The sequence below is a fragment of the Acinetobacter sp. YH01004 genome, assembly GCF_013420455.1.
Taxonomy (GTDB): Bacteria; Pseudomonadota; Gammaproteobacteria; order Pseudomonadales; family Moraxellaceae; genus Acinetobacter; species Acinetobacter towneri.
Genome location: NZ_VOXZ01000005.1, coordinates 108896 through 135229 on the forward strand (window position 1 = coordinate 108896; position 26334 = coordinate 135229).

Here is a 26334-nt window from a genome sequence, read left to right on the forward strand (position 1 = left end):
AATTAACAAGCTTTGGCTTCTTCTGCGATGCTGATGGGACGCGCTAAACGGCTAATCCGTGGGAAACCGTAGTGCATACGCAAATCACGAATAATTTTGGCAATTTGCTTACGGTTATTCACCACAATATTCACGTGGGTTTTACCATCATGGCTGCGCACCATTTCTACTCCCGTTTTGGCCTTACGACATTGATAGATCAAATCGGAAATTTGTTCGTCATTCATATCCATATCAATGCTGAGGTAAGCGGTAAAACTCACGTCATCGACATCTTCCGAAGTCCACTGTAGTGGCATAATATTTTCAGGATGTTGATGTTGCTCATGCAGCAGGTTATTACAGCGTGCACGATGCACAATCAAGCCGCGACGTGACAAATTCCCTTGAATCGGATCGCCCAGCACAGGGTTGCAACAGTGCGCGTATTTGACGTCAATACCTTCTGTACCTTGAATCAGACGGTCAGAGTGTTCACTGCTGTCTTGATCAAGTGCATAGATGTGATTCGCAACTAGCTGTGGCAACAGGTCACCCACCGCAATTTGCTCAAATAAGCGGTCTTTGGAGTCGATATGACGCCATTGCAACACATTTAACCAATCGGCTTCGGTTAAGTCTTGAATCGAGTGATTAAATAATTTCAGCGCACGGTTCAAGGCTTGCTGACCCACCAAACGTTGTTCTTCAATATCTTGATCACGCAAAATATTTTGTAAGGCTCGACGGGCTTTTTGGGTATTAATGAAGCTCAACCAATCTGGGTTGGGTGTCGCTAAAACATCGGTAATGATTTCGACCACTTGTCCGCTAATTAGTGGCGTCGAAAGTGGTTTGCTTTCGCCATTAATTTTTGTGCCGACTGCGTGGTTACCTAAGAACAGGCTGGCTGCATAGGCAAAATCTACTGCCGTTGCACCTTGTGGTAATTCATGTAAATGCCCATGTGGGGTATAGACATGAATTTTCTCTTGATGCAGATAATCCAGCAAATCGCTAAATGTGGTTTTTGCACACTCACCATCAATCAACACATTTAAGCTTTTCATAGAGGCTTGAATGGCAGAACGACAAGCTTGTGGAGCATTTTCACCCAAGACCACACCAAAACGTGCAGCTTTACGCATCAATTCAGTTTGAATGGTGAGTGATAAGGTGGTTTGTTCACCTTTTAGACGCATCATGAGTGATTGGTTACCGCCTGGCAGAGGGCGACGAATATGATCTTCATAATGCAAGACCTGAAAGCTGTCACGTAAAATATCAGCCAAACGGTCACAGTCGGCAATGCTTTGCAAAATAATTTCAAACGCATGGCTGTGGGTCAGTTCTTGTAGATCAATATCGTTTTTAACAAAGTGGCGCAGTAATTCAATGTTGTTATTTTTCTTTTTAATACGGCCTGCAATTTGATTGTCTTGCAGCAGGTCGGCAAGGTTTTGTTCCCATTTAGACTGGTATTCACAGCGTTTTGGCTTGGTGTGCAAAAGGGCAGCTTGCACATCGTTATACATATCTAAATCTAGGTTTTGATAACACAGATGTTCAAGGTTATCCGCCATTTCATTCATACCCACGATACGTGCCATAGGTACAAACACATCAAAAGTTTCTTGGGCGATACGTGCGCGTTTGTCTGGTCGCAGCGCATCTAAAGTGGTCATGTTGTGATAGCGGTCTGCCAGTTTCACAATAATGACACGTGGATCCTGTAAGGTCGCTTGCAGAATTTTACGGAACGATGCGGCTTTGTTGTATTCCTTGTCGCTGGAATGGCTAAGTTTGGTCACACCATCGACTAGTTCGGCAACGGTGCGTCCAAATTTTTCTGTGATATCATCTTTGCTGTAGTCAGTATCTTCAATGACGTCATGCAATAGGGCAGCAATGAGCGTGTCGGCATCCAAACGCATGTGCGCCAAAATACAACTGACCGCAATCGGGTGTAACACATACGGTTCACCACTTTTACGGGTAACGCCATCATGCGCATGCTCGGCATAATCGCAAGCCGTAAGCACCTGTTCGACTTCACTTACGCTAAGGTAAGGTTCGATCATGGCTTGAAGCTGTTGTTTGGCTTGGCTGACCATCGTGCCTGGCATATAACACCCTTTAAAATACAAGTGATAACGAATCTACAGTTAGACCTTATAATGAAAAGCATATTGCATGACTTGTCAATTTTTTTCGTACCAAAACATAAGGTCATTAGACCATTTAAAATTAGGTCTTAATCCTTATGTTATAACGGTTTTTAGCGCAAGATTAAAGTTCAGACAACAAAAAAGCCTAGTAAAAAACTAGGCTTTTTCAGAAAGTCGTTCTTATTGGAAAGAAAAACCATCTAAATTCAAGTTATTTGCTGAAAGTGCGAGGTCAAGACTCGAAGTTTGATAATCTTGATCACGTTGTTTCAAAATGTCTTTAGAAACGTGACCTTCTGCAATTTCACGTAAAGCAACAACGGTAGGTTTGTCGTTGTCCCACTCAACGGTAGGTTCTATGCCTTGACGTGCCAATTGACGCGCGCGCTTGCTTGCCACTAGTACAAGCTCAAAGCGGTTGTCTACATGGTCTAAACAATCTTCAACGGTAACGCGTGCCATAAGAATTCTCGTTCGAATAATAAATTTAAACAGACTGTGCAGTATAAGGTGCTTTGCTTATAGACTCAAGTTTTAATCACGCGCTTGGCGGGCTAATTAACTTTTCAATCAGGGCTTGATGACGATGTGCCTGCTGCGCCGTCACCAAACGATTAGCCGTAATCACCGATTCTAAATCGTGCAGAGCCTTATTAAAGTCATCATTAATAATCACATAGTCAAAATTGACATATTGTTGCATGTCTTCAACTGCGCAGCCTAGACGGTGTTCAATTACATCGACTGCATCGGTGCCACGGTTAGACAAACGCTCGCGTAAATCAAACTGACTTGGTGGAAGAATAAAAATTTGCTTCGATTCAGGAAAAAGATTGCGTACTTGCTGAGCGCCTTGCCAGTCAATTTCAAGCAACACATCGTGACCTTTGGCTAACTGCTCTTTAACCGTCGCTTGCGCGGTGCCGTAATAATTGCCAAACACCTCTGCATACTCAATAAAACCGCCTTGCTCTACCAAGTCGATAAAATCTTGTTTTTGCGTGAAGTGATAATGCACACCATCGAGTTCGCCGGGACGTTGACCACGTGTTGTGTGAGAAACTGAAACGTGTAAATTATTCACACGCTCAAGCAGGGCTTTAACGAGGGATGTTTTGCCTGTTCCTGAAGCGGCAGAAACGACAAACAATAGACCCGACATGATATTTTTCCTGATATGATAAAATATCTTCTCTATTTTAGAGTAGACGCCCCTTAAACAAAATAGCCAAGATGGCTTTTGTTGGCATAAATTTTAAAACATCCCACCTATTTAACTTCAACATAGAGGGTTCTATGGAAATTGTATTGGCGAATCCACGTGGTTTTTGTGCAGGTGTAGACCGAGCAATTGCGATTGTAAATCGTGCCCTTGAGTGTTTTAACCCACCTATATATGTACGTCACGAAGTGGTACACAATAAATTTGTTGTAGATGACTTACGCCAACGCGGTGCAATTTTTGTCGATGAGCTGGACGAAGTGCCAGATGACAATATCGTGATTTTTAGTGCGCATGGCGTATCTAAAGCGGTGCAGCAAGAAGCGGAGCGTCGTGGTTTAAAAGTGTTTGATGCAACTTGTCCATTGGTCACCAAAGTGCATATTGAGGTGACTAAGTATGCGCGTGAAGGCACCGAAGCCATTTTGATTGGGCATGAAGGCCACCCAGAAGTTGAAGGCACGATGGGTCAGTATGACAAGAAAAATGGTGGTGAAATTTATTTGGTAGAAGATGAGGATGATGTGGCTGCACTTGCGGTTCAGCATCCAGATAAAGTGGCTTTTGTCACGCAAACTACTTTGTCGATTGATGATACAGCCAAAGTGATTGATGCCTTGCGGGAAAAATATCCGAATATTCAAGGGCCACGTAAAGACGATATTTGTTATGCCACTCAAAACCGTCAGGATGCAGTGCGTGACTTAGCCAATCAATGTGATGTGGTGTTGGTGGTTGGTTCGCCAAATTCATCTAACTCCAACCGTTTGCGCGAGTTAGCCGAACGTATGGGGAAACACGCCTATTTGGTGGATAATGCAGACGAGTTGGAGCAAGCATGGTTTCAGCCGAATACAAAAATTGGTGTAACTGCGGGCGCATCTGCACCAGAAATTTTAATTAAACAAGTGATTCAGCGTTTGCAAGACTGGGGTGCAACTGCCCCTGAAGAGCTTGCAGGCCGTGAAGAAAATATTACCTTTAGTTTGCCAAAAGAGTTACGTATTCCTGTAATACAGGCTTAAACTGCGAAGTACATAACACTCTAAAAAATTGATGAAAAATAGGCAGATAACTGTTGCATGACGGTTATCTGCTTTTTTATGCCTTTTATCCTGAAGTGTGAGGATTTTGTAAAGTTGTTGGTTACTATTTTAATAGGGCAAAGTTTGTGTCTTGGGGGGAGTATGCGACAAAAAGAAAACGGGTTCACCTTAATTGAGTTGATGGTGACCATTGCGGTGATGGCGATTATCGCGATGATGGCGGCTCCTTCTTTTATAGAAATAATTAGAAAGAATGAGCTTAATCAAGAGACTCAGCATTTAATTTTTTTGTTGCAGGAAGCTCGAAGTGACGCAATTTTTACTCGATCTTCCAAGCAAATTGAAATTCCTACATATGGTTCAGATGAAAAAAGATTTTCAGAATGGTCTGTAACTAATGATATGAGTTCGTTAGAGTTTACTGCTATGGGCTATCTAAATTCTAATACATCTATTTGCTTAACTCTAACTCATAAAAAGAATTCTCATTTAAGCAGCTCGATTAGAGTCGAGAAAAATGGGGCTATTTCTAAAGATACATCAAATTGCCTAACTAATTAGGAGAGACTAGTAATGGGGAAGTATCAAAACGGAGTTGGACTCATGGAGGTTTTAGTTGGCTTAGTTCTGTTAGCTATAGCTGTGCTAGGTTTCTCTGCTTTGCAACTGCGAGGTGTATACGCAAGTGTAGAGGCTGCCAATAATACGCAAGCAATGCATTTAGGTCGAGATCTCGCAGAAAGAATTAGAGCGAATCGGTCTGGATACGAAGCTTTGAATAAGAATAATGTTTATGTTGAGGGTAAAGGGGAGTGTTACTCAGGTTTTTGTGAACCAAATGATTTTGCAGAGGCAGATTTTCTACAAGTTCAGAACAAGGCTGAAAATTTAGGAATGAATGTTGCTGTTAGGGATTGCCAAGGGGTGGGAGAAGTGTCGTTAAAAAGGCGATGTATATATGTTGCATGGGACAAGACAACGCCTACTGATGGGCAAGCTGAAAATGATTGCACGTCTGGAGCTGCATACAACGTTGGGGCTAAATGCATAATTATGGAGTTATATAATTATGAATAATTATCAAAAAGGGTTCACTCTTATTGAGCTAATGATTGCAATCGTTTTAGGGTTGTTAATTTCAGCAGCTGCATTAACTGTTTATTTAACAGCTCAACGTTCACTGTCTTTACAAAATGCTATGGGTGAGCTACAGCAGAATGGAATTTTTGGTTTAAACCAAATCACATATGACCTTAGACATGTAAATTTAAATACAGCCTCAGCTCAAATAATTAATCCACGAGTGGTCGGTTCAGGTATTATTTTTAATCATCGTAATTTGCCAAGTTCACTCAGTGGTATAAGTAGTGATTTTTTTACATCATTTGAATTGACTGAAGGTGCGACAACAGATAATAGTGATCAACTCACAGTTCAATATGTGCCGCAGTATTTAACAACGACATCTTATGTCGATTCAGAAGAGTCAGAAGAGGAGGAAAAAGTCACTATAAGTAAGAAAAATAGTGAACAATATGATTGTGAAGGTAATAAAATTGAGTTTGAGGAAGAGTTTCCTGGGGGTAAGGCTGATCATGGTTCTGGAGCGCCAGAAACAGCAGATCGTGTTGTAGTTCAACGATATTATATTTCTGAAATTAAAGACTCTAAAAATAAATCGTTTAATCCTCAAAGATATGCCTTGTTTTGTGATGCAGGATTTTATCAAGAAAATGATACAATAATTAATGGTCTTGGCACTGGAGCTCAGCAATTAATGCAAGATGTAGATGCTTTTAAATTTCTTTTAGGGGTAAGACAAAAAAGTAATGGAAAGTTATCTTATCTTACAGTAGATGAATACAAAGATTTGATGCCTAAGGAAGATCCAACAGATGTAAATGCAGAGATCTACAATATTGTTTCAATTAAATTGGCTTTATTAATGCGATCTTCAAACCCGGTTGGCGCAAACGAACACATAAATAATAATAAAACATTTATTACTTTTGGTGATCAATTGGAGGCAAATGTAAAGGATGCGGAATATACGTTGAGCTTAAGCAACGATCAAAAAACTAGTTCTAAATATTTACGTCAAGTTGTTAGTCAAGTTGTAGCTTTTAGAAATACGTTAGGAGAAGCACAATGAGAATGAATCAGCAAGGATCAACTTTAATCATTGTGCTTGTCGTATTGTTATTAATTACAATTATTGGAACAATTGCCGTTAAATCAAGTATTTTAAATCTAAAAATTTCAACAAATGCACAGATTGATGCTTTGTTGTTAGAAAGTAACGATGCTGCATTATTTGCATTAGAGGATCAAACCAAAGTTTCTCGTCAATTGGCTCAAGATGGGATGTTTGGTTATTTCAACTCTGCAGACAGTAATGATGAATTGGTCTTCTGTTATCGTGCAAATGCGAAGAATTTTTTCAGTATGTCAAATGCGAGTGTTATTAGTGCAAATGGCAACTTTACAAAAAATGGTGTTCCTGGTTTTTGTAAGGCTAAAGAATATTCTACACGTAGAGCAGCTGTTCAAACACAATTGTATTTGCGTAAAAATACAAAACCTACAACACCATTAACAACTTTACCGATAGGAACGAGTGTTGGTCAGTCAGGCTTACCTGTTATTTCTAACCATATTGCAGTCACAGCTATTTCTATCTTGCCTAGTTTTTCAAGTGCATCTGATGTTGAGATTCAAAACTGTTTTAAACAAACAAGTATTAAAAAATCGGATACTACTGAAACAGTAATGGAATGCTTTAAACGGTTAAGCATTCCTTATAACCTACAGAACGCTGAATATATGGTTGGTGGACAGCCAAAGTTAACGTCGTAGACGAACATGAATGAAAGAGGTTTATTATGAAAAGTTTTGATAAAAAAATACTTTCGGCAATGGTGTCCATGTCTATGACGATGGCAATTTCCCATTCTGCGAATGTTTATGCAAGTGATATAGAGATTTACTCAAATTCGACTAAGGGCAAAACCACAGTATTTTTAATGTTGGATACATCAGGAAGTATGGGGGTAGGCTATGGATATAATACTAGAGATCGTGCCAATTCAGCGAGTAGTTTAGTTCAAGATTACGGGATTTGTGAATGGACAAATAGTTCTGGATGGTTAAATACTACAAACAACAATATCAAAATTGAAAATTTAACCTATCAAGTTCCTGGTAAATCGACAAAAATTTATAATGTGAATTTTTGTGAAACCACTGTTCCAGCAAATGATACTTCAGAAAAAGCTAAGCGCATTAGAACTGAATGTAAAGATTTAGGAGGTAACAAGTATAAATGTTACGACAGACTATCTCGGTTAAAGATGGCTTTAGTCAATGTATTAACTAGTACAAAGGTAGATGATGAAGTACAAATGGGTATAGGGCAATTTTCTACACCAACAGGTTCGAAGGTTGTAAAAAATACGAATTCGGGAAAAATTGAATATAAACATGATGGTTTTTCAGGTTTTGTCTTAAATCCAGTGGTGGAATTAACGCCTGATAATCGAGATTCACTACTTCTAAAAATTGTTGCACTAGAAGCTTACAATGGAACCCCATCCGCTGCTGCGTATGCTGAAGCTGGTGCATATATGCTTGGTGCAAACACAAGTGGAGAAAATAATAGTGGTTATGATTATTCCCACATTAACTCAAAGAATGGTAATAATGGCTATTTAGCCCCACTAACTGTTGATCAACGTAATAGCAAATGTAATGGCCAGGGAATATACTTTCTAACTGACGGATTTGCAAATAACTCATCTACAGCTACACAAAACTTAATGGCTAAAAGTGTAGGAACTTTATCAGGTTCAGGGTTGATTGGAAGTTCTCCTACTTCTAGAACTTATACTGCAGGTTGGCCAGAAATAGGAAAATATGCAAAAAAATTATATTCTGAAAAGAAAATAAAAACTGCTGTAGTTGGGTTCGGGAGTCTTTTTCCACAAACACATACAGTTAAACTTAAAGATGAACTGAATGAAACTAAAACATACTATGATTGTAGTAAATTACCAAATCCTGATGCTTGGGGGATAAGTAATGATGAAAAGCAAGAGCGTCAGGATTTAAGAAACACATGTAATTGGGGGGCAAAAACCCACAAAGACTTGCCAAGTACGGTTGGTGGTTTTGGTAATGGTGGTTTTTATTCTGCCCAATCAGAACAAGATGTGATCGATAGTATTATACAATTTGTAGATGATAACACTCCTAAATTTGACTCTATTGCTACAGGTTCACCTACTATTCCTGTCGATGCACTTAACCCAATCGAATTACAAGATTATGGTTACTATGCCTCTTTCTTACCTAAACCGCAAGATTCGACAAAATTATGGACAGGTAATTTAAATAAATATGATGTATTTAATGGCCAATTAGGTAAAAAAATTTTAAGTGATAGTGATGGAGACAGTATTAAACCATTGATAAAATCAGATGGTAAATTAGATTCATCTGTACCAGGGTTATGGAATGGTGGGGTTGAAGGAAAATTGCCTTTAGGCACCGGAATAAATAATACATCAAGAAGAACAATTTTTACTAATCGACAAATAGACTCATTCAATCAAGCTATTTCTAGTCAAACTTTGACACAAGTAAATTTAGAAACTTTATTTGATGCTGATGATACAAAAGCAAAATTTAAAAAGGATGAGCAAAAAAACTATTGGTTAAACGCCCTTGGATATAAAGTTGATGTTGGTTCGACCATGACATTAGCGAGTTTGCCAACTGAACAGCGTAGAAAGTTGGGGTCGGTGATGCACTCTAAGCCAATTCTATTAACTCAATCAGGGGAAATTGATCCTACTCAAACTAGTATTACTACTTCCAATCGTGAAGACTATCTGTTGTTTGGCACAACGCAAGGTGCATTACATGTTGTAGATGATAATGGTGTAGAAAAGTTTACCTTCATTCCGCATGAAATGATGAACAAACAGAAAGAAGCTTTTTTAGATGATTCTGCAAGTAAAAAAGACAACACCAATGACATTTTTTATGGGATAGATGGACAATGGACGGCATTTACCCAGTATGTAACAGATGCAAATGGTAAATTTACCGTCAAAAAAACTAAGAGAAAATTGGATGATAAAGAGATTGAATACTCTGGTTTGCAGTGGGTGTATGGTGGTCTAAGAATGGGTGGGCGCAGTTATTATGCGTTAGACTTGTCGGATATAGATAAGCCGACCCTTAAATTTCATATTGATCCAGATAGTGCACTAAATGCGGACAAGACTGATGACGAAAATAATGCTTTAGCTTATATGGGTGAAAGTTGGTCAAAGCCGACGGTAGGATATATCAATTGGGAAGGTAAAAAGACCTTAGTCATGGTTGTGGGTGGTGGTTATCATCGTGGTTATGAAAATCCTGAATACAATGCTGATGATATAGGGGTGAAAAAAGGTGCTGGAGTTTATATATTTAAAGCAAGTAATGGTGATTTATTATGGTGGGGCGGTGTAAATGCAAAAGCAGACAAAGGGAGTGAAACGCACACAACTAACACTGATATGAAATATAGTATCGTTAGCCAAGTCAATGCGATTGACCGTGATAGTGATGGTTTACTTGATAATCTATATGTTGGTGATTTAGGTGGGCAAATATTCCGTATAGATATTAATAATAAAGCTCTAAATAAAAATAATACTGTACATAGAATTGTAAAGCTCTATGGATTTAATGAAACAGGTAAAATTAAGCCAAGATTTTATGAAATGCCTAGTTTCTCTGTAGAAAAGGGTGTCGATGGTTTATATGGTGTTATTGCAGCAGTCTCTGGTGATAGAAGCTCACCATTAGCTGGAACAACAGGAAAAAATGCAAATACAAAAAATACAGCAGAAGATGGTGTATTTGTTATTTTCGACAATGATATTGGTCGTTCTGATTTACTTAAAAATATTACCAATTTTAGAACTCCTATGAATGGTCAACTTATCAATTTAGATTTATCTGTTGGTGTTAAACAAAAAAATGATGCAGGTAATGCCTATAACTTAGGTTGGAAATATGCCTTTGGTGGAAATAATGGGCGATACAAAGGTATGAATGAATTATATGCAATGGATAGTTATTTATTTACCAATGTGTATGATCGTGATGGCGTTGGTGTTAGTAGTGGCTCAGCTTGTGGTGGTGGCGTAAAAGGTGATACATATTTGTACCAATTCTGCTTGCCATCAGGAAAGTGTGACTTTTATAAGTCGGGAGTTTCTGCACCTAATAAAATTAAATTAGGTGCTGGGATATTAGGTGCTGGACTAGGTAAAGGTTATTTAAATAATGATGATGAGGTTGGTATAGTTGTTCCAAGACCTGATGAAACAGATTGTTCAAAAACACCAAATGCACCTGAGTGTCAGTTATTCAAAACCAATGTTAATTTGAAGCAGCTGCGTTGGTACGAGGTAAGATAATATGAAGCTATCTATCTCGGGACAAGGATTTACTCTAATAGAGCTCATGATTGTTGTGGTGATTATTGCGATTACTGCAGCGATCGCTTATCCATCGTATAGAGTTTATATGGAGCGAAAAGATCTGGCTTTGGCTCAAAAAGAAGCTTTGCTGATTGCTTCTGAACTTGAGAAATTTAAGTCCAAGAACTTTAGTTATAAAAACTTTTCTGCTGAATATTTATATCCAAATGACTATGATTCAGATACAGGTATGCTGCTTATTCCAGTTGGAAGCACGGCTGGTCAAGAGAAGTATGTAATAACACTTAGTGACCTAGACTCTAATAAGCCATTACAAGATACGAGTGCTGTTGGATTGAATTGGGTGATGAAGGTTGAAAGAGCTGATTTATCACCTTCGCAAAAGAAACAACCAAGTAATTATGATTTATTACTCTCAAGCAACGGTTTGAAATGTAAATCTAAGACTAATAATGCTTTCAAAGATTATGATAAGACTCAGACCGACTGTAAGGCAATTGATAGTCAAAGTGAGGCTTGGTGATGCATCAAAATAAAGGATTTACCCTAATCGAGTTAATGATTGTTGTGGCAATAATTGCTGTTTTGGCGGCGATTGCTTACCCTTCTTATACTCAATATAAAATTCGTACTAACCGTGCTGATGTACAAAGTGAAATGATGAATATTGCACAGCGCTTACAAAGTTATTACGTGATCAATCATAATTACACGAGTGCAACCCTAGATAACGGCACAATCAGCAAAGATTATCCAATATCTAATCCTGTTTATAGCATTACATTGGTTTCGAATGATCAAACTTATACATTAACTGCAGAACCTAAATCAGGTACTGTTCAGGCAGGTAATGGAAATGTAATTTTGGATAGTCAGGGAAGGAAATGTTGGACTAAAACAACTACAGCTTGTGTTCCTTCAGCCACCTCAAACTGGGACGGTCGCTAAGATAAATTCAAACTGTTGATAACCTAAAATTTGATCTTTCATTCAGGGCAAATTTCGCGTAAAATACTGCCCTCTATGAAAGGGGTTTGAAATGTATCGATGGTCGGTGCAGGGATAATCCGTAAAAACTATAAGGTTGTATCATGGTAGTTATTCGTCTTACTCGTGGTGGTGCTAAAAAGCGTCCATTCTATCAAATCGTTGTAACTGACAGCCGCAATGCGCGTGACGGTCGTTTCATCGAACGTATCGGTTTCTTCAACCCAACAGCGCAAGGTAAAGCAGAAAAACTTCGTTTAGATGCTGACCGTTTTGCACACTGGGTTGCCCAAGGCGCTCAACCGTCTGAACGTGTTGCTTCTTTAGCTGCTCAAGCTAAAAAAGCTGCAGCTGCTGCATAATTTTTACAAATTAAGTCGTAGGTAGCCCATGACACCAACACCGAATGTGCCCGAAGATCGTATTCAGATTGGACAGCTACGTTCAGCTTATGGATTAAATGGGTGGCTCTGGGTCTATTCCAATACAGAACCTATGAGCAACATCTTTGACTACCTGCCTTGGTACATTGAAACCAAAGCAGGTTGGCAAATGGTCGATGTAAAACGTTGGAAACCACATGGCAAAGGCTTGGTGGTCAGCTTAAAAGGTGTGAGTGATCGTACCGCAGCAGACAACTTGGTTGGCGCAAATATCTGGATTTCAAAAGCGCAACTGCCTCAAGCAGGTGTGGACGAGTATTATTGGTCTGATTTAAAAGGTCTAACAGTGTTAGGTCTGGACGATGATGAACAAGAAGTGAACCTCGGTCAAATCCATGAACTGTTTGAAACAGGTGCCAATGACGTGATGGTGGTTCGCGCAACTGCCGATAGCGTCGATGGCGAAGAGCGTATGATTCCATGGCATAAAGATGTGGTACAACGCGTTGATCTCGAAGCGGGTCGCATCTACGTGAATTGGGGCGTAGATTATTAATCCTTTCAGGATTCGCAGAGCAGGAAAATAGAGGAGTCTGCGGTGTTTTTTGCAGTCATTACGCTTTTTCCTGAAATGTTTGAAGCGATTACAGCTTACGGTATTAGCGGACGTGCAGCAAAACGTGACTTGATGCAAATTCATTGTATTAATCCACGTGATTATGCACAGGGCAACTACAAACGGGTGGATGAACGTCCATTTGGTGGTGGTCCAGGTATGGTGATGATGGCAGAGCCTTTGGCGCAAGCAATCCAGCATGCCAAAAATCTTGCACAGCAAGCGGGTGCAGTTCATGTACCTGTGGTGTATATGTCACCACAAGGCAAAACCCTAAATGAGACTGCAGTACAGCAATTCGTTGAATATGATGGATTAATTGTATTGTGTGGTCGTTATGAGGGTGTCGATGAGCGTTTAATTCAGCATTATGTCGATCAGGAATGGTCAATTGGAGATTACGTTTTATCGGGCGGTGAACTACCAGCGATGGTGTTGTTAGACAGTATTATCCGGAGACTTCCGGGTGCAATGTCTGATGAACAATCTCATGTGCAAGACTCATTTGTGGATGGTCTTTTAGATTGCCCACAATATACCAAGCCAGACCATTTTGAAGGGTTGGATGTGCCTGAAGTATTAAAGTCGGGTCATCATGCCAATATTGAAAAATGGCGGTTTTTGCAGCGTTATCAACGGACTTTAGAGCGTCGACCTGAGTTGATTGAAAAAGTGGAGTTGAGCAAGCAGCAAAAAAAATGGCTAAAAGATTCGCAAGGACAGACCAAGTAATCGGTTTGTCTAAGCAAAATTGCTACAGACAGTGTGTTTGTAGTTTTTAAATAGGCTCTTTATGCATTGAAGCGGTCAGGCATAAAGGGAAAGTCAATCGGGTCTATGCGCTTTAGCCTCTATACCCAGTGGAAATCAGACCTCTTCTGACCCACACATATTGGAGATACCCCATGAGTGGTAAGCATCCTTTAGTACAAGCTGTTGAGAATGCACAGCTTAAGCAAGACATCCCAGCTTTTGCACCAGGCGATACAGTTATCGTTCAAGTAAAAGTAAAAGAAGGTGATCGTGAACGTCTTCAAGCATTTGAAGGTGTTGTAATTGCGAAGAAAAACCGTGGTTTGAACTCTGCGTTCACAGTACGTAAAATTTCTAGCGGTGTTGGTGTTGAGCGTGTTTTCCAAACTCACTCTCCAATCGTTGCGAAAATCGAAGTGAAACGTCGTGGTGACGTTCGTCGTGCTAAACTTTACTACCTACGCGAATTGTCTGGTAAAGCTGCACGTATTCGTGAGAAATTACCAGCACGTAAACAAGGTTAATTTTAACCTTGCGTTACAGCTAAAAAATGCGCCATTTAGGCGCATTTTTTTATGTCTGGTATTTGAGTTTATAAACCTTGCATTTTTAAGCGATTGGCATGTTGACGATATACATCAACAGGATCTGGTGCAAAAATATCTTTCATACCCAAGAGTTGATTGACTTCATCTAAGTGGTTCCAATAGTAGTTATCACGAATGGTTTTACCAAATTTGGCGCTGCAGCGTGATACCAAACCATCATTATCACGACCATTATCAATCAACAAACTGGTCGCCAACATGGCTGAGTCTGGATCAAGTAAATTAGTGACAGCCGTATTGCCCGTAAATGAATAGAACTGGATGCCTTTTTCTTGATAAGCGCCCTCACCACAACTTGTCGTTGGCATACCCATTGGGAATTTGCTGTTAAATTGTGCTGAACCTGTGGTGCTCAAACTGTTGGCACCTGCCAATGAGTCATGTGGATAGCTATTTGGATCTAAACCTTGTGCCCAAGTAATGGTTTTGGAAACCAAATTGACCATATCAATTAATGGCTGTTCAAGTGGTGTGCCTTGTACTTTTAAAATAAAGTCTGCCACAGGTGAGCCTTTATTCGGTGCACCGACAGCAGTCAGCGATGCGACTTTAGATGGCATCACGCCTGCAACATAACGAATGGTTGGTCCACCATGTGAGTGACCAATTAAGTTGACCTTGCTTGCGCCTGTAATCGCAAGAATTTCATCGACTTGTTGTGCCAATTGTTCGCCACGAACTTCTGATGAGTTAAATGGAGATACGCGGGTTGCCCAAGCGTTAGCACCGTTACGTGCTAAATTGGGTAAAATTTGGTACCAATAATCGACACCTAACTGATCTCCACCAATATTGATAAAGCCTGCCATACCGTGAGTAAACACAATCGGATATTTGGTTTTGGCATAACTGGAGATCACGAAGTTAGATTTGACCTGTTCTGCATTGGATGCGTGCGCGGTACTGAAGGTACTAGCCGCAATTAAGCCTGCAATGAATAATCCATATTTCATATAACATCCTCTATTTTATTGTGCTTTCCTAGCATGACAATATCTATTGTCAAATATCATTATTCAGGAAATTTGCTAGATTGCAAGTTCTGAATGATTCATGGTTATTGAACTTCTTGCACTTGAGTTTCAAGCACAGGAAGATGGTTTTGCCAAGATTGAAATGAGCTTTACTATTACAAACCTTGTAATTTCAATCGGTTGGCATGTTGTCGATATAGTGCAACTGGGTCAGGTGCAAACAAGCCCGTTAAGCCAAACATCATGTTGGCAAGGTCGGTATGATTTAGTCGGTAGTTGTCACGAATGACGTGTCCAATGTGGGTACTACAACGTGCGACCATGCCATCGTTGTCTAAATTGCCATAAGACAGTGGGCCGAGTTGCATTAAAACAGTGTCAATATCCAGTAAATTGGTGGCTTGTGCTACACCTGTCCATGAATAGTAATGAATCCCGCGATCTACTTTGGCACCGCTGCTGCAATTTGCGGCCAAGGCTGTGGTTGGAAAACGACGGTTAAAATCTGCAGACGCTGTTTCGGTTAAAGAAGCCATCGATGCATCAAAATCGACAGGCATGTCTGGCTGTTGCTGCGCCCAAGTAATGAGAGGCGCCACCATATAGTCGCCTAAAATATTAAACGCGGTGCGTGATAAACGATTATTTTGAATATCATCGGCAACTTTGGAGCCACGGAATGTACCTGCAACGCCCGTAATTGATGCCACATATTCAGGTTTGGTCGCAGCTACATAACGTACTGTTGGGCCACCATGTGAGTGACCAATTAAATTGACTTTGGATTTGCCAGTGATTGCCATGACTTCTTCGACTTGGGCAATCAGTTGCTCACCTCGAAATTCAGTACGATGTGCAGGGGAGAGTTGTGCGGCAAATACGGTTGCGCCATTACGTGCCATATCTGGCAAAATTTGATACCAATAATCCATATTAAAGGTTTCATTGCCAATGCGTGACCATCCGAGCCAGCCGTGTACCATAAGTAATGGATATTTGGTTTTGGCATAGTCAGATTTGGCCTGTTCCTGAATAGGCAACACGCTTGGAGCAGCTTGAGCGACACCCATTGAACCGAGCAAGCAGCCAGTGACAGCCAATGTAATTGCCCGTATGTTAGAGATGATGGTCATAAAACAATCCTGTGTTCTTTATTTTTATTACAAGTGAAGTGGTGGCTTCGCTTCCCTCCTGAAAGCTCAGATATGCAAATTGCCGTTGGTTACGGCACATTATTGTGAGTCATCCTCGACTATTTTTTGTACGCTCAGGTATTTTTTCATGCGTAATTTAGAAAAAACATATCATTTGGGGACAGTTATTGCGCATTGTCTCAGAGATTTGTAAATCTACATGCATATTGATATCTATTTAATATTTATAGACATTTGTATATTAAATCGTTGTGGTGAGTTTGTACTAAAACAGCTTTTCAGGCATAAAAATAGGGCATGTTGAATGCCCCAGTTTCCTATGTAGATATGTTAGTCAGCAAAAGGTAATTTTCCACCTTGATCATGTACCTGTTCAAAGGTTTCTAAACGCAATTGCTCTTGTGGATTTTGAAAATGCTGTCCGCGTAATTGTTTCACGGCTTGTTGCTTGGCTTGATCATTCATTCCACTTTGCATGATTTGATCACGCGTACTTAAATAATCCTCTACTCGTGATTTCCACTGACTGCGTTGCCCATCTAATTGTTCTAAACGTTGGGTTGCTTCAGGACCAACCAGATTTAAACGCATTTGGCGGATTTCAGCAGCAGAACCACCACGTGCTTTAATTGCCGCAGTCAAGCTGCGTAAATCTTGCAAGGTGTTTAGTTGTTCTAAATTTTCCTGCCAATCTTGAGGTAATTGTTTAAATAACTCCTGCAATTGTTGTGCTTTTTCAGCTTCAGATAATTTTTTATCCTGCATAATTGCCATGCGCTTTAAGGTATATTCGTGATAGGCATCTTCCGTACCAAATAAACCTTCAATTTCATAATCTGAAAAAAATTGCTTACGCAGGTTTTGCATATTGCTAAAAATGCTGCGGTAATATTGCGGATCTTCCTGACTCAAGTTCGGTGTTTGCAGTTGCCCCAACGCATTTCTGTAGTCTAAATAACGCTGCCATAAATCTAAAATTTGCGATAAAGCAGGCTCTTTATGGCTTTGCGTAATATAGGCTTTAAAATCTGTACTGATTGCTTCAAGGCTCTTTTCGCCATATTGGGTAATAAAATATTCAAAACAATTGCGGGTTTGTTCATTAACGATCAGGCGGTTGCTTGAATCTAGTCGGAGCTGACAATTGATTTCGGTATCTTGCTGGCTTGGACTTAAAAATGACGCAGCAGCGTTATTGTGCATGGCCTGCTGCATGCGTATCTGTTCAGCACTTTGTGTATCTGCAGTCTGTTCATGAGAAGTAGATTCAGATGTGCTTGACTGCGGCATCAGCCAATACACCAAAGCGGCGATGGCTAGAATCACAACAGCTAAAACAATCCATATTTTATTTTTCTGCATTCCGATGCACCTGTTTCATCCGTTTTATTTTTTTAATCGGGTTTCAATATGCCATAAAAGTTGGTAGCTGTTCTAGAAAAGTTGTCATTTATCTCGGCAGATTGTTACCATGACGCAGTTTTGCTTTGACTTACTTTTTGCTATGAAATCATCTGCGGCTAAAATTCAGCGTCGTGCCATTAGTGGTGTGTTTTTATTAAATAAACCTTTGGGGATTAGTTCCAATGCGGCTTTGCAAAAAGTACGCTGGTTGTATCGGGCGCAAAAAGCAGGGCATACGGGGGCATTAGACCCATTGGCTTCAGGTTTGTTGCCTATTTGTTTAGGTGAGGCCACCAAGTTTTCACATTATTTACTCGATTCTGTAAAACGCTACCAAACCACCATTCAATTGGGACACAGCACCACCACGGGAGATGTCGAGGGTGAAGTGTTGTTGCAGCAGGCTGTACCTGCATTGAGCCAAGAAAGCATTGAACAGGTATTGGCACAATTTCAGGGCGATATTATGCAAGTTCCGCCCATGTATTCTGCCTTAAAAAAAGAAGGTCGTCCGTTATATGAGTTAGCTCGTCAAGGCATAGAAATTGAACGTGAAGCGCGCCCAGTTACCATTTATGCGATTGAGTTACTGTCCTTTACCGAAAACAGTATCACGCTGGATGTTACCTGTTCCAAAGGCACGTATATCCGTGTGTTGGGTGAAGACATTGCCAAAGCCTTGGGTACTTATGGACATTTGACCTATTTGCATCGGATTAAAACGGGGCATTTTGACCTGATTCCGAGCTATAGCATTGAATATTTAGAAAGTTTAAGTGAAGCAGAACGCGAGGCTTTATTGCTGCCTGCTTATGCGCCTGTACAGCATTTTCCACAGGTTCAGGTGCCTGAAGGTCGGGCTGAATATTTTAGCCGAGGCATGGAAAGTAATATCGAGCATCCTGCTGTTGCACAAGTATTGGTGTTTGATGGTGAGCGTTGTTTAGGCTTGGCAGAAATTACCGACAAAAAACGCTTGGTGCCTAAACGAGTGTTAAATCTTTAAAATGCAGTGAGATAGCTTATTTAAACTTGTGCTATGAAGACGTAAAGTTTCTCATACAAATCTTTGCAGGATTTCAGCTTCATGCCCTATACAGTAATTAGAGCTAAAAACTGAAATTAAAAACCGACAATAAAACCGAGCGTTGCGTTAGCCAGTGACATTTGCTTGCCAGCCAGCATCGGTTTAAAACAAGAGGTCTGCATATGAATATTTTTGAAGCTTTGCGCCAAAGTCACGACATTCAACGAAATTTAGCCCACCAACTGACGCAAACTTCAGGTGATAGCCCTGAACGTAGAGCGATATTTGAACAACTTAAAAATGAATTATTTGCGCATGCAGTGGCAGAAGATCGCTATTTTTATATTCCCTTAATGATGACTGATGCGGGTTTAAATATCACTCGCCATGCTTTGGCAGAGCATCATCAAATGGATGAATTACTCGAACAATTAACCGAAACTGAAATGAGCAACACAGGTTGGTTGGCCATTGCAAAGCAACTGTCAGATAAAGTGCATCATCATTTAAAAGAAGAAGAACATGGCTTTTTTCAGCAGGCAGGCAAAATTTTGTCTGAACAGCAAAAACAAAGTCTAGCCAAGCAATATTTGGCAGAGTATGAAAAATACCAACAGATGTCTAAAAACAGTTTGGTTTAAACATTCTGCGGCTGTTTGGATTTTTTTACTGCTCTAAAAGTAACACCGACCGAAGCTAACATAATGCAGCATAAGGCGAGCCATTGCAGTGAAGTAATTTTCTCACCCAACAATACCAAGCCTGTCAGTGCAGCCAAAGCAGGCGACAAACTGGACAGTGTGCCATAACTCATTTTGCTGAGTTGTTTTAAGGCTTGTAAATCCAGCGCATAAGGAATGGCCGTGGCAAGCACTGCAATGGCAAGCGCCTTACCCCAATACTGGGTTTCAAACAGTGCGGGGGCATTGTTATACAGTCCGAAGGGAATCAAAGCCAAAGCCGAAATACTGATAGCGATGGTCAGTGCGTGCATGCCAATATTTTGTTGCACCACTTTTTGTCCAAAATAAATATAAAAAGCCCAGCACAATCCTGCACCTAGGGCACACGCTGCACCAAACAGACTAAAATGATCACCCTGCGCTTGTCCCCAAGGCACCATAAGAATAATGCCTAAAATTGCCAACAATACCCAGACATAATCTTTACGGTTTTGAATGGACAATAAAGCCAAGCCCAAAGGCCCGACAAACTCTAAACCCACCGCAATACCTTGTGGCAATTTACCTAAAGATAGATAAAACAGAATATTCATTAAGCCCAAGGCTGCGCTATAGCACAATAAATCACGCCATTTTAAATGTGCGAGCCGTGACAGAATTTGCCATGAGCGAAACATGATTGCCACAATTACACTGGCAAAGCACAGTCGCAAAATCGTCACAGTAAGCGGGTCAAGCACCTGAAACAATTGTTTGGCAAAAGAAGCACTGATTTGATAGGAGATCATGGATAAAACCATGAACAACACCGCAGTGAGTTGGGCGTTTGGCATGGGGCAGAAAAATACTCAACAGTGTGGAAATGGGAAGGTCAGGCAGATTATAGCAAGTTTAAAAATACAGGGCTGTGGCAACTCAAGGTTACTCATAGATCAGGCATAAAAAACCACAGTGCTAAGACTGTGGTTTTTGTAGCATCAGCGTGTGGTCTTAGAACAAGACACGTACGCGAATTGTGCCTTCAACTTCGTGTAAAGTATCTAGTGCTTCTTTAGATGCAGTCGCATCAACATCCATCACTAAATAACCGACATCACCTTTGGTCATAAGTGACTGACCAGAGATGTTGATGCCGTGTTCAGCAAACAAGTTGTTGATTTTAGACAATACACCTGGAATGTTTTGGTGAATATGCAATAAACGGTGCTTGCCTTCAGTCAATGGCAGTGCAATTTCAGGGAAGTTCACTGCAGACAAAGTCATACCTTTATCTGAATATGCAACAAATTTCTCTGCCACTTCTAAACCAATGTTCGCTTGCGCTTCCATGGTCGAACCACCCACGTGCGGTGTTAAAATCACGTTTGGTAGGTTACGTAGTGGGGAAACAAATTCTTCACCATTGGCTTTTGGTTCTTTCGGGAATACGTCAACTGCAGCACCTGCAATATGACCAGACTTGATGGCATCTGCCAAATCTTCAATCACCACACAAGTACCACGTGCCGCGTTAATGAAAATTGCGCCTTCTTTCATTTGTGCAAATTGTTCTTTTGCCATGAAATTGCGGGTAGAGGGTACATCTGGAACGTGTAAAGAAACCACGTCAGCATTTGCCAATAATTCGCCCATAGAGCCAACTTGACGTGCATTACCTAACGGTAACTTGGTCACAGCATCATAATAAATGACCTGCATACCCAAGCTTTCAGCCAATACTGAAAGTTGAGAACCGATTGAACCGTAACCCACGATACCTAAAGTTTTACCACGTGTTTCAAATGAACCTACAGCAGACTTGTTCCAGCCACCTGCATGTGTATCGGTTGATTTTTCAGGTACGCGACGTAGCAATAAAATTGCTTCAGCCAATACCAATTCTGCAACCGAACGGGTGTTTGAATAAGGGGCATTGAAAACTGGAATACCACGTTCCATTGCTGCAGTTAAGTTCACTTGGTTTGTACCAATACAGAAACAACCTACCGCAATTAGTTTGTTCGCAGCTTCAAAAACTTCTTCAGTTAGCTGTGTACGTGAACGAATTCCGATGAAATGCGCATCTTTAATCGCTTCTTTTAACGCATCGCCCTCAAGCGCTGTTTTACGATAATCGATGTTGGTATAACCCGCTGCATTTAACACGTCGATTGCGTTCTGGTGTACGCCTTCTAACAACAAGAAACGAATTTTATCTTTAGGTAGTGAAAGATGTTGGCTCATTACGGCTCCGCTACAAAGGCCAAATTTAGTGGCGGTATGATAACATAGGAGATGGGTCGATATACATTTCCTTTATGACCAAGAGTGCAGGTATTTTTTGTCAGATATAATCTCTTTCAGAAATATTGCCCAAAATTACCCTGTTCTTACCACGTTATATTATCGGAATTGCCAATATTCACAGGTTTTTCAAAAAAATCGCTTATAATAAGTGGCACACATGAAAGCCAACCCACGCTGTTGCTTTGATGCACATATTTAGTCTGCAGTATCTTCAAATTGATCAAGATATGCAGACAGTCGCTTTTCTTCCTGTTTAATTCTTGCTAGGTCTGCAAACGATGAATGCTCCAGTCGCTTTAACCCCTGAGTTATTGACCCAATTAACGGCAATAGTCGGTGAAAACCGTATTAAAACGGATGCCGATAGCCTCCAAAACTGGGGTCGTGACCATACAAAGCATTTTGATCCGAACCCATCGGTCATCGTTTTCCCATCAAGCACAGAGCAAGTACAAGCCATTGTAAAACTGGCGAATCAGTTTAATGTGGCCATTACTCCATCGGGCGGACGTACAGGTTTATCTGCGGGTGCGGTGGCAGCCAATGGTGAAATTGTCGTCAGCATGGACAAGATGAACCAAATCTTGGAATTTTTCCCTGCAGACCGTATGGTACGTGTGCAAGCGGGTGTGGTGACTGAGCAACTACAAAACTATGCCGAAGAACAAGGCATGTATTATCCAGTCGATTTTGCATCTTCAGGTTCTTCACAAATTGGCGGTAATATTGGTACCAATGCGGGCGGTATTAAAGTCATTAAATACGGCATGACCCGTAACTGGGTGTTGGGTCTGACTGTGGTAACAGGCAAAGGAGATATCCTGCGTCTGAACAAAGGCATGATCAAAAACGCAACAGGTTATGCGCTGCAACATTTATTTATTGGCGGTGAAGGCACACTTGGCTTAGTGACCGAAGCTGAAATTAAGCTAGAACGCCAACCGCAAGATTTGCAAGTGATGGTGTTGGGCGTACCTGATTTTAATTCGGTGATGCCTGTATTACATGCTTTCCAAGCTAAAATTGATCTGACTGCATTTGAATTCTTTGGTGAATTGGCGATGCAAAAAGTCTTGGATCATGGTCATGTGCAACGTCCATTTGAAACCCAATGTCCATTCTACGTGTTACTTGAATTTGAAGCGCCATTTGAGCCAATTATGGACAAGGCGATGGAAATTTTTGAACACTGTATGGAACAAGGCTGGGTGATGGATGGCGTATTGAGCCAAAGCCTAGACCAAGTTGAAAGTTTATGGCGTTTGCGTGAAGACATTTCTGAGTCGATTGCACCGTTTATTCCATATAAAAACGATATTTCAGTATTGATTACTCATGTTCCTGCATTTATTCAGGAAATTGATGCAATTGTGGCAGAAAACTATCCTGACTTTGAAATTTGCTGGTTCGGCCATATTGGTGATGGTAACTTGCACCTGAACATTCTTAAACCTGCCGATTTAAGCAAAGACGAATTCTTTGCCAAATGTCAGGTGGTAAATAAGTATGTATTTGATATTGTGAAGAAATATGATGGTTCTATTTCTGCAGAACACGGTGTAGGCATGACCAAAAAACCATATTTGGAATATTCACGTTCAGCTGAAGAAATTGAATATATGAAAGCGTTGAAAAAAGTGTTTGATCCTCAAGGCATTATGAACCCAGGCAAATTATTTGATTTGTAATTCCTTTCGCCTTTCATTTATTTAAGTGAATTGAAAAACGCATCCTCGTGATGCGTTTTTTTATGCCGCTGTTTTAATTTTACATTTCTGTTCTAGCGTTTCTGCTCGAACAAGGCATCATAGAAGCATAAATAATAATCAACATTTTGGAGGAGTTATGTTGCGTTTAATCACGGTTTCCGCATTGGGTGTTGCGTTATTGTCAGGCTGTGCGACTACACAGAATATTATTTCACAAGTTACGCCTGCAGAAACACCTTTGGCGCAGGTACTCAAACAACGTCCAGATTTGCGTAAAGAATTGGCTACCGTTGAAATTCGTCAATACTTTAACCGTGTCGAAGCACCAACTGCGGCAGAAGTAAAAATTACCGAAACAGGCTTAATGGATGATTCGGTACGTTCAATTCGTAGTATTTATCACTTTAAAAATATTAATGGACAATGGCAGCAGGGTGATGTGCAAACCGCTTACTTATGCGCACGTGGTAAAAATACCAAGACTTTCCAAAGCAAAAAATGTCCTTAAATTGCTGTAGGGCTTAGGTAAATCTTGCATGATGTTCTAAAAATGCAACAAAGCGTCTGTGGATAATACTCGTGTTATCCACAGCTTTTATTTAGGATGACTTCATTCGATTCAAAAACGTGTGAGCGCAGCATGTCCATCAAAACTCTAGCATTTCTACACCGCAATGATAGCCGTTTTGCCGTGGGTGATTTTTATCCTGTGCTTTCGGTATTTTCACATTATGAATTGGGCAATACTGTATCGCCTTAACCCGCTGAAGGAGGTGATGCCTAACTTGGTCTGATGTCACATCAAGTGCCGCAATTTATTTAACGGACTTAAAAAATGCGCCATAAATTTGCCATTCAACTCTGTTAAACTGCAGCTCAATTTTCTATTTTTATGGGCTAAACGCGGCTGACTTGCATCGTTTTGTCCTTTATAACTCATGCCACAGCAGCAAAAAAATACCATTCAACGTGCCACACTCATGTTTCCCTTGGCTTTGGTCTTGTTTGAGTTCGCGGTTTATATTGGCAATGACTTGGTTCAACCCGCGATGTTGGCCGTCACACAAGATTTTGGTGTCAGTAGTGCATGGGCAGCTTCGTCCATGTCATTTTATTTGCTGGGGGGTGCTTGTGTGGCGTGGTTATTGGGGCCACTCTCTGACCGTTTGGGACGCAAAAAAGTATTATTGGGCGGCGTGGCATTTTTTACCCTAACCTGTTTATTGATTTTATTGACTCAGAACATTGAAAGCTTCCTTGTTCTTCGTTTTTTTCAAGGTTTTGGTTTGTCAGTCATTAGTGCAGTCGGTTATGCGGCTATTCAGGAAAACTTTGCAGAACGTGATGCAATTAAAGTCATGGCGCTCATGGCGAACGTCTCTTTACTTGCTCCCTTGCTCGGCCCAGTCTTAGGTGCATTTATGATTGAGCATGTTTCTTGGCATTGGGGTTTTATCGGCATAGCACTGTTGGCATTTTTGAGTTGGTTTGGACTGAAAGCCAAAATGCCTGAAAATCAGCAGCGTATTCCCAAACCTCCATTTCGAGATGTATGGGATGATTTTAAACAAGTTTTTCAAAATACCAGATTCTTAGGTTTGACATTGGCGCTGCCCTTATTGAGCATGCCTTTAATGTTGTGGATTGCGTTATCTCCTGTGATGTTGGTGGAAGAGTTAGGCTTTAGTAGTCTGCAATACGGTTTGGCGCAGTTTCCTGTTTTGGGTGGTTTGATTTTAGGCAATCTGGTACTGATGAAAGTCATTGACCGTTTACCTTTAGGAAAAACAGTCTTGATTGGTTTACCTTTAATGTTGTTGGGTAGTGTGCTGATCGTATTGGGGGCAATTTGGCAAAGCTATTTTGTTTGGTGTTTGGTGATTGGTATGAGCTTGATTAGTTTTGGTGAGGGAATGAGCTTCTCAGTCTTATACCGTTTCGCCTTAATGTCATCGGAAGTGTCTAAAGGTACTGTTGCTGCTAGTGTTTCAATGATATTGATGCTGTGCTTTTTTATTGTGATTGAACTGGTGCGTGTTTTATATATGCGGTTTGATATTTGGGCGTATAGTTTGGCTTGTTTGGTGCTGATAACGCTCTGGTTTAGTTTGCCACGCATGATGCTTAAACAGGTGATGCAGGAGCGAGTTGCTGCAGGGCAGTTTTAAGGGGTTAAATTTTTCAGCTGCATCATAAAACAAGGTGATGTGGCATCACCTTGCAAACATTTGATTTATAAATTAAAGTTGAGAAAATGTGTAATATGATGAAAGCTGAAAAGGACTTGCAGATTAAGCTTGTACTGGTTGTTCCATCTTTTTCAATTTAGCATCAAAAACAAATGGGCCAAAAGGTAAAATTGAAGCAATTAAGCCCAAAATAAACATTTTAAGAGACCATTTTTGTTTTTCACAAACCACAAAAAGCACCACTAAAAATGCGATAAACAATACGCCGTGTCCCATACCTACATATTTCACTAAAATTGGGTTATCGAACATATATTTCATGGGCATAGCAATAAATAACAACAATAAGAATGAAATACCTTCTAGGAACCCAACCCAACGTAATGTTTTAATGTTCATGCCCAAATCTTTTTCATGTCGATAAAACAGCAGTGTAGCGCAAATAGTGACAATCGCAAAGACGAGCTGTTGGGAGCTCTGCACATTGATGAGCTAGATACGATGGCTGCAAAATTGAGCTAATTTTTTGCAAATTAGTAGCAAGTTATTCAAAAACGAGTAAGTGTGGTTATGAAAGACGACCGATATAAAGCAAGAAGACCTGCATTGAGCGTCGTTTGAGAATAATCCTCAAAAAGATAAATTTTAC

Annotated in this window: 26 protein-coding genes and 1 pseudogene; 18 read left to right on the forward strand and 9 right to left on the reverse strand. The window is 40.4% G+C overall.

The window, feature by feature from the left end; genetic code table 11:
• Positions 1-2: 2 nt before the first annotated feature.
• The 3 genes from FTT71_RS05440 to gmk all read right to left on the reverse strand — a co-directional run bounded on the left by FTT71_RS05440 (position 3) and on the right by gmk (position 3309).
• On the reverse strand, positions 3-2105 hold the full coding sequence (locus FTT71_RS05440) for a bifunctional (p)ppGpp synthetase/guanosine-3',5'-bis(diphosphate) 3'-pyrophosphohydrolase (protein WP_180160771.1): 2103 nt from the start codon (positions 2103-2105) through the stop codon (positions 3-5).
• A 222-nt stretch (positions 2106-2327) separates the two neighbouring features.
• Positions 2328-2609, reverse strand: a complete 282-nt coding sequence (gene rpoZ / locus FTT71_RS05445; protein ID WP_004809957.1) for a DNA-directed RNA polymerase subunit omega — start codon at positions 2607-2609, stop codon at positions 2328-2330.
• Positions 2610-2685: 76 nt separating this feature from the next.
• Positions 2686-3309, reverse strand: a complete 624-nt coding sequence (gene gmk / locus FTT71_RS05450; protein WP_179995900.1) for a guanylate kinase — start codon at positions 3307-3309, stop codon at positions 2686-2688.
• A 134-nt stretch (positions 3310-3443) separates the two neighbouring features.
• Between gmk and ispH the strand changes: the two genes are divergently transcribed.
• The 12 genes from ispH to rplS all read left to right on the forward strand — a co-directional run bounded on the left by ispH (position 3444) and on the right by rplS (position 14175).
• Positions 3444-4394: a 4-hydroxy-3-methylbut-2-enyl diphosphate reductase gene (gene ispH, locus FTT71_RS05455; RefSeq protein WP_180160772.1), complete on the forward strand. Its 951-nt coding sequence runs from the start codon at positions 3444-3446 to the stop codon at positions 4392-4394.
• Positions 4395-4556: 162 nt separating this feature from the next.
• Complete coding sequence (locus FTT71_RS05460; RefSeq protein WP_180160773.1) at positions 4557-4976, forward strand: Tfp pilus assembly protein FimT/FimU; 420 nt, start codon at positions 4557-4559, stop codon at positions 4974-4976.
• Between the two features lie 12 nt (positions 4977-4988).
• The gene (gene pilV / locus FTT71_RS05465) at positions 4989-5492 is read left to right on the forward strand and encodes a type IV pilus modification protein PilV (protein ID WP_180160774.1); all 504 of its coding nucleotides are present in this window, start codon (positions 4989-4991) and stop codon (positions 5490-5492) included.
• Positions 5485-6567, forward strand: coding sequence for a PilW family protein (locus tag FTT71_RS05470; protein WP_180160775.1), 1083 nt, complete (start codon positions 5485-5487; stop codon positions 6565-6567). Before pilV ends, FTT71_RS05470 begins: the two co-directional genes overlap by 8 nt.
• The gene (locus FTT71_RS05475; protein ID WP_373685894.1) at positions 6564-7271 is read left to right on the forward strand and encodes a pilus assembly protein PilX; all 708 of its coding nucleotides are present in this window, start codon (positions 6564-6566) and stop codon (positions 7269-7271) included. Before FTT71_RS05470 ends, FTT71_RS05475 begins: the two co-directional genes overlap by 4 nt.
• Positions 7272-7297: 26 nt before the next feature.
• Complete coding sequence (locus tag FTT71_RS05480; protein ID WP_180160776.1) at positions 7298-10888, forward strand: PilC/PilY family type IV pilus protein; 3591 nt, start codon at positions 7298-7300, stop codon at positions 10886-10888.
• 1 nt (position 10889) lies between these two features.
• Positions 10890-11435 carry a prepilin-type N-terminal cleavage/methylation domain-containing protein gene (locus FTT71_RS05485; protein WP_104504149.1) on the forward strand — a complete coding sequence of 182 codons (546 nt, stop codon included), beginning with the start codon at positions 10890-10892 and terminating at the stop codon, positions 11433-11435.
• A complete protein-coding gene (locus tag FTT71_RS05490) occupies positions 11435-11860 on the forward strand; it encodes a type IV pilin protein (protein ID WP_180160777.1) in 426 nt (141 codons plus the stop codon). The genes FTT71_RS05485 and FTT71_RS05490 overlap by 1 nt, the downstream gene beginning before the upstream one ends.
• 143 nt (positions 11861-12003) lie before the next feature.
• Complete coding sequence (gene rpsP, locus FTT71_RS05495) at positions 12004-12261, forward strand: 30S ribosomal protein S16 (RefSeq protein WP_004974526.1); 258 nt, start codon at positions 12004-12006, stop codon at positions 12259-12261.
• A gap of 28 nt (positions 12262-12289) precedes the next feature.
• Entirely contained in the window at positions 12290-12838 is a 549-nt protein-coding gene (gene rimM / locus FTT71_RS05500; protein ID WP_180160778.1) for a ribosome maturation factor RimM, read from the forward strand.
• Between the two features lie 42 nt (positions 12839-12880).
• Positions 12881-13630 carry a tRNA (guanosine(37)-N1)-methyltransferase TrmD gene (gene trmD / locus FTT71_RS05505; RefSeq protein ID WP_180037787.1) on the forward strand — a complete coding sequence of 250 codons (750 nt, stop codon included), beginning with the start codon at positions 12881-12883 and terminating at the stop codon, positions 13628-13630.
• 173 nt (positions 13631-13803) lie between these two features.
• Positions 13804-14175 (forward strand): 50S ribosomal protein L19, encoded by a 372-nt coding sequence (gene rplS / locus FTT71_RS05510; protein ID WP_004974529.1) that lies wholly within the window; start codon positions 13804-13806, stop codon positions 14173-14175.
• A 68-nt stretch (positions 14176-14243) separates the two neighbouring features.
• Here rplS and FTT71_RS05515 read toward each other — a convergent pair whose 3' ends face one another.
• The 3 genes from FTT71_RS05515 to FTT71_RS05525 all read right to left on the reverse strand — a co-directional run bounded on the left by FTT71_RS05515 (position 14244) and on the right by FTT71_RS05525 (position 17749).
• Entirely contained in the window at positions 14244-15212 is a 969-nt protein-coding gene (locus tag FTT71_RS05515) for a triacylglycerol lipase (RefSeq protein WP_154320276.1), read from the reverse strand.
• A 176-nt stretch (positions 15213-15388) separates the two neighbouring features.
• Positions 15389-16303, reverse strand: coding sequence for a triacylglycerol lipase (locus FTT71_RS05520; protein ID WP_257229825.1), 915 nt, complete (start codon positions 16301-16303; stop codon positions 15389-15391).
• 414 nt (positions 16304-16717) lie between these two features.
• On the reverse strand, positions 16718-17749 hold the full coding sequence (locus FTT71_RS05525; RefSeq protein ID WP_180160780.1) for a lipase secretion chaperone: 1032 nt from the start codon (positions 17747-17749) through the stop codon (positions 16718-16720).
• Between the two features lie 142 nt (positions 17750-17891).
• On the opposite strand from FTT71_RS05525, the gene truB reads away from it, so the two are divergent.
• Both truB and FTT71_RS05535 read left to right on the forward strand, forming a co-directional pair.
• Entirely contained in the window at positions 17892-18797 is a 906-nt protein-coding gene (gene truB / locus FTT71_RS05530; RefSeq protein WP_180060176.1) for a tRNA pseudouridine(55) synthase TruB, read from the forward strand.
• A gap of 203 nt (positions 18798-19000) precedes the next feature.
• Positions 19001-19459 carry a hemerythrin domain-containing protein gene (locus FTT71_RS05535; RefSeq protein ID WP_004974536.1) on the forward strand — a complete coding sequence of 153 codons (459 nt, stop codon included), beginning with the start codon at positions 19001-19003 and terminating at the stop codon, positions 19457-19459.
• Here FTT71_RS05535 and FTT71_RS05540 read toward each other — a convergent pair.
• Together FTT71_RS05540 and serA are read right to left on the reverse strand one after the other, a co-directional pair.
• Positions 19456-20334, reverse strand: a complete 879-nt coding sequence (locus FTT71_RS05540) for a DMT family transporter (protein ID WP_004974539.1) — start codon at positions 20332-20334, stop codon at positions 19456-19458. The two genes, FTT71_RS05535 and FTT71_RS05540, sit on opposite strands and share 4 nt — an antisense overlap.
• Positions 20335-20491: 157 nt before the next feature.
• Positions 20492-21724 (reverse strand): phosphoglycerate dehydrogenase, encoded by a 1233-nt coding sequence (gene serA, locus FTT71_RS05545; RefSeq protein WP_104852617.1) that lies wholly within the window; start codon positions 21722-21724, stop codon positions 20492-20494.
• 341 nt (positions 21725-22065) lie between these two features.
• Here serA and FTT71_RS05550 point away from each other — a divergent pair, with 341 nt between their 5' ends.
• The 4 genes and pseudogenes from FTT71_RS05550 to FTT71_RS05565 all read left to right on the forward strand — a co-directional run bounded on the left by FTT71_RS05550 (position 22066) and on the right by FTT71_RS05565 (position 25664).
• Positions 22066-23475: an FAD-binding oxidoreductase gene (locus tag FTT71_RS05550; protein ID WP_180005733.1), complete on the forward strand. Its 1410-nt coding sequence runs from the start codon at positions 22066-22068 to the stop codon at positions 23473-23475.
• A 157-nt stretch (positions 23476-23632) separates the two neighbouring features.
• Positions 23633-24004, forward strand: a complete 372-nt coding sequence (locus FTT71_RS05555) for a hypothetical protein (RefSeq protein WP_004974545.1) — start codon at positions 23633-23635, stop codon at positions 24002-24004.
• Between the two features lie 138 nt (positions 24005-24142).
• A pseudogene (locus tag FTT71_RS05560) lies at positions 24143-24253 on the forward strand (pirin family protein); the annotation flags it as partial.
• 181 nt (positions 24254-24434) lie between these two features.
• The gene (locus tag FTT71_RS05565; RefSeq protein WP_096901250.1) at positions 24435-25664 is read left to right on the forward strand and encodes an MFS transporter; all 1230 of its coding nucleotides are present in this window, start codon (positions 24435-24437) and stop codon (positions 25662-25664) included.
• 123 nt (positions 25665-25787) lie between these two features.
• On the opposite strand, the gene FTT71_RS05570 is transcribed toward FTT71_RS05565, so the two are convergent.
• On the reverse strand, positions 25788-26084 hold the full coding sequence (locus FTT71_RS05570) for a DUF3817 domain-containing protein (protein WP_004974548.1): 297 nt from the start codon (positions 26082-26084) through the stop codon (positions 25788-25790).
• Between the last annotated feature and the right edge of the window lie 250 nt (positions 26085-26334).

Excerpts from the sequence above, each read along its gene's own strand:
- FTT71_RS05565 (WP_096901250.1), top strand. The coding sequence starts at position 24,435 with ATGCCACAGCAGCAAAAAAATACCATTCAACGTGCCACACTCATGTTT.
- rpoZ (WP_004809957.1), bottom strand. The coding sequence starts at position 2,609 with ATGGCACGCGTTACCGTTGAAGATTGTTTAGACCATGTAGACAACCGC.
- FTT71_RS05485 (WP_104504149.1), top strand. The coding sequence starts at position 10,890 with ATGAAGCTATCTATCTCGGGACAAGGATTTACTCTAATAGAGCTCATG.
- pilV (WP_180160774.1), top strand. The coding sequence starts at position 4,989 with ATGGGGAAGTATCAAAACGGAGTTGGACTCATGGAGGTTTTAGTTGGC.
- FTT71_RS05475 (WP_373685894.1), top strand. The coding sequence starts at position 6,564 with ATGAGAATGAATCAGCAAGGATCAACTTTAATCATTGTGCTTGTCGTA.
- truB (WP_180060176.1), top strand. The coding sequence starts at position 17,892 with ATGAAATCATCTGCGGCTAAAATTCAGCGTCGTGCCATTAGTGGTGTG.
- FTT71_RS05535 (WP_004974536.1), top strand. The coding sequence starts at position 19,001 with ATGAATATTTTTGAAGCTTTGCGCCAAAGTCACGACATTCAACGAAAT.
- rimM (WP_180160778.1), top strand. The coding sequence starts at position 12,290 with ATGACACCAACACCGAATGTGCCCGAAGATCGTATTCAGATTGGACAG.
- FTT71_RS05550 (WP_180005733.1), top strand. The coding sequence starts at position 22,066 with ATGAATGCTCCAGTCGCTTTAACCCCTGAGTTATTGACCCAATTAACG.
- rplS (WP_004974529.1), top strand. The coding sequence starts at position 13,804 with ATGAGTGGTAAGCATCCTTTAGTACAAGCTGTTGAGAATGCACAGCTT.
- FTT71_RS05540 (WP_004974539.1), bottom strand. The coding sequence starts at position 20,334 with ATGCCAAACGCCCAACTCACTGCGGTGTTGTTCATGGTTTTATCCATG.
- FTT71_RS05570 (WP_004974548.1), bottom strand. The coding sequence starts at position 26,084 with ATGAACATTAAAACATTACGTTGGGTTGGGTTCCTAGAAGGTATTTCA.
- FTT71_RS05555 (WP_004974545.1), top strand. The coding sequence starts at position 23,633 with ATGTTGCGTTTAATCACGGTTTCCGCATTGGGTGTTGCGTTATTGTCA.
- gmk (WP_179995900.1), bottom strand. The coding sequence starts at position 3,309 with ATGTCGGGTCTATTGTTTGTCGTTTCTGCCGCTTCAGGAACAGGCAAA.
- FTT71_RS05440 (WP_180160771.1), bottom strand. The coding sequence starts at position 2,105 with ATGCCAGGCACGATGGTCAGCCAAGCCAAACAACAGCTTCAAGCCATG.
- FTT71_RS05480 (WP_180160776.1), top strand. The coding sequence starts at position 7,298 with ATGAAAAGTTTTGATAAAAAAATACTTTCGGCAATGGTGTCCATGTCT.
- FTT71_RS05470 (WP_180160775.1), top strand. The coding sequence starts at position 5,485 with ATGAATAATTATCAAAAAGGGTTCACTCTTATTGAGCTAATGATTGCA.
- ispH (WP_180160772.1), top strand. The coding sequence starts at position 3,444 with ATGGAAATTGTATTGGCGAATCCACGTGGTTTTTGTGCAGGTGTAGAC.
- serA (WP_104852617.1), bottom strand. The coding sequence starts at position 21,724 with ATGAGCCAACATCTTTCACTACCTAAAGATAAAATTCGTTTCTTGTTG.
- FTT71_RS05460 (WP_180160773.1), top strand. The coding sequence starts at position 4,557 with ATGCGACAAAAAGAAAACGGGTTCACCTTAATTGAGTTGATGGTGACC.
- rpsP (WP_004974526.1), top strand. The coding sequence starts at position 12,004 with ATGGTAGTTATTCGTCTTACTCGTGGTGGTGCTAAAAAGCGTCCATTC.
- FTT71_RS05520 (WP_257229825.1), bottom strand. The coding sequence starts at position 16,303 with ATGGGTGTCGCTCAAGCTGCTCCAAGCGTGTTGCCTATTCAGGAACAG.
- FTT71_RS05525 (WP_180160780.1), bottom strand. The coding sequence starts at position 17,749 with ATGCAGAAAAATAAAATATGGATTGTTTTAGCTGTTGTGATTCTAGCC.
- FTT71_RS05515 (WP_154320276.1), bottom strand. The coding sequence starts at position 15,212 with ATGAAATATGGATTATTCATTGCAGGCTTAATTGCGGCTAGTACCTTC.
- FTT71_RS05490 (WP_180160777.1), top strand. The coding sequence starts at position 11,435 with ATGCATCAAAATAAAGGATTTACCCTAATCGAGTTAATGATTGTTGTG.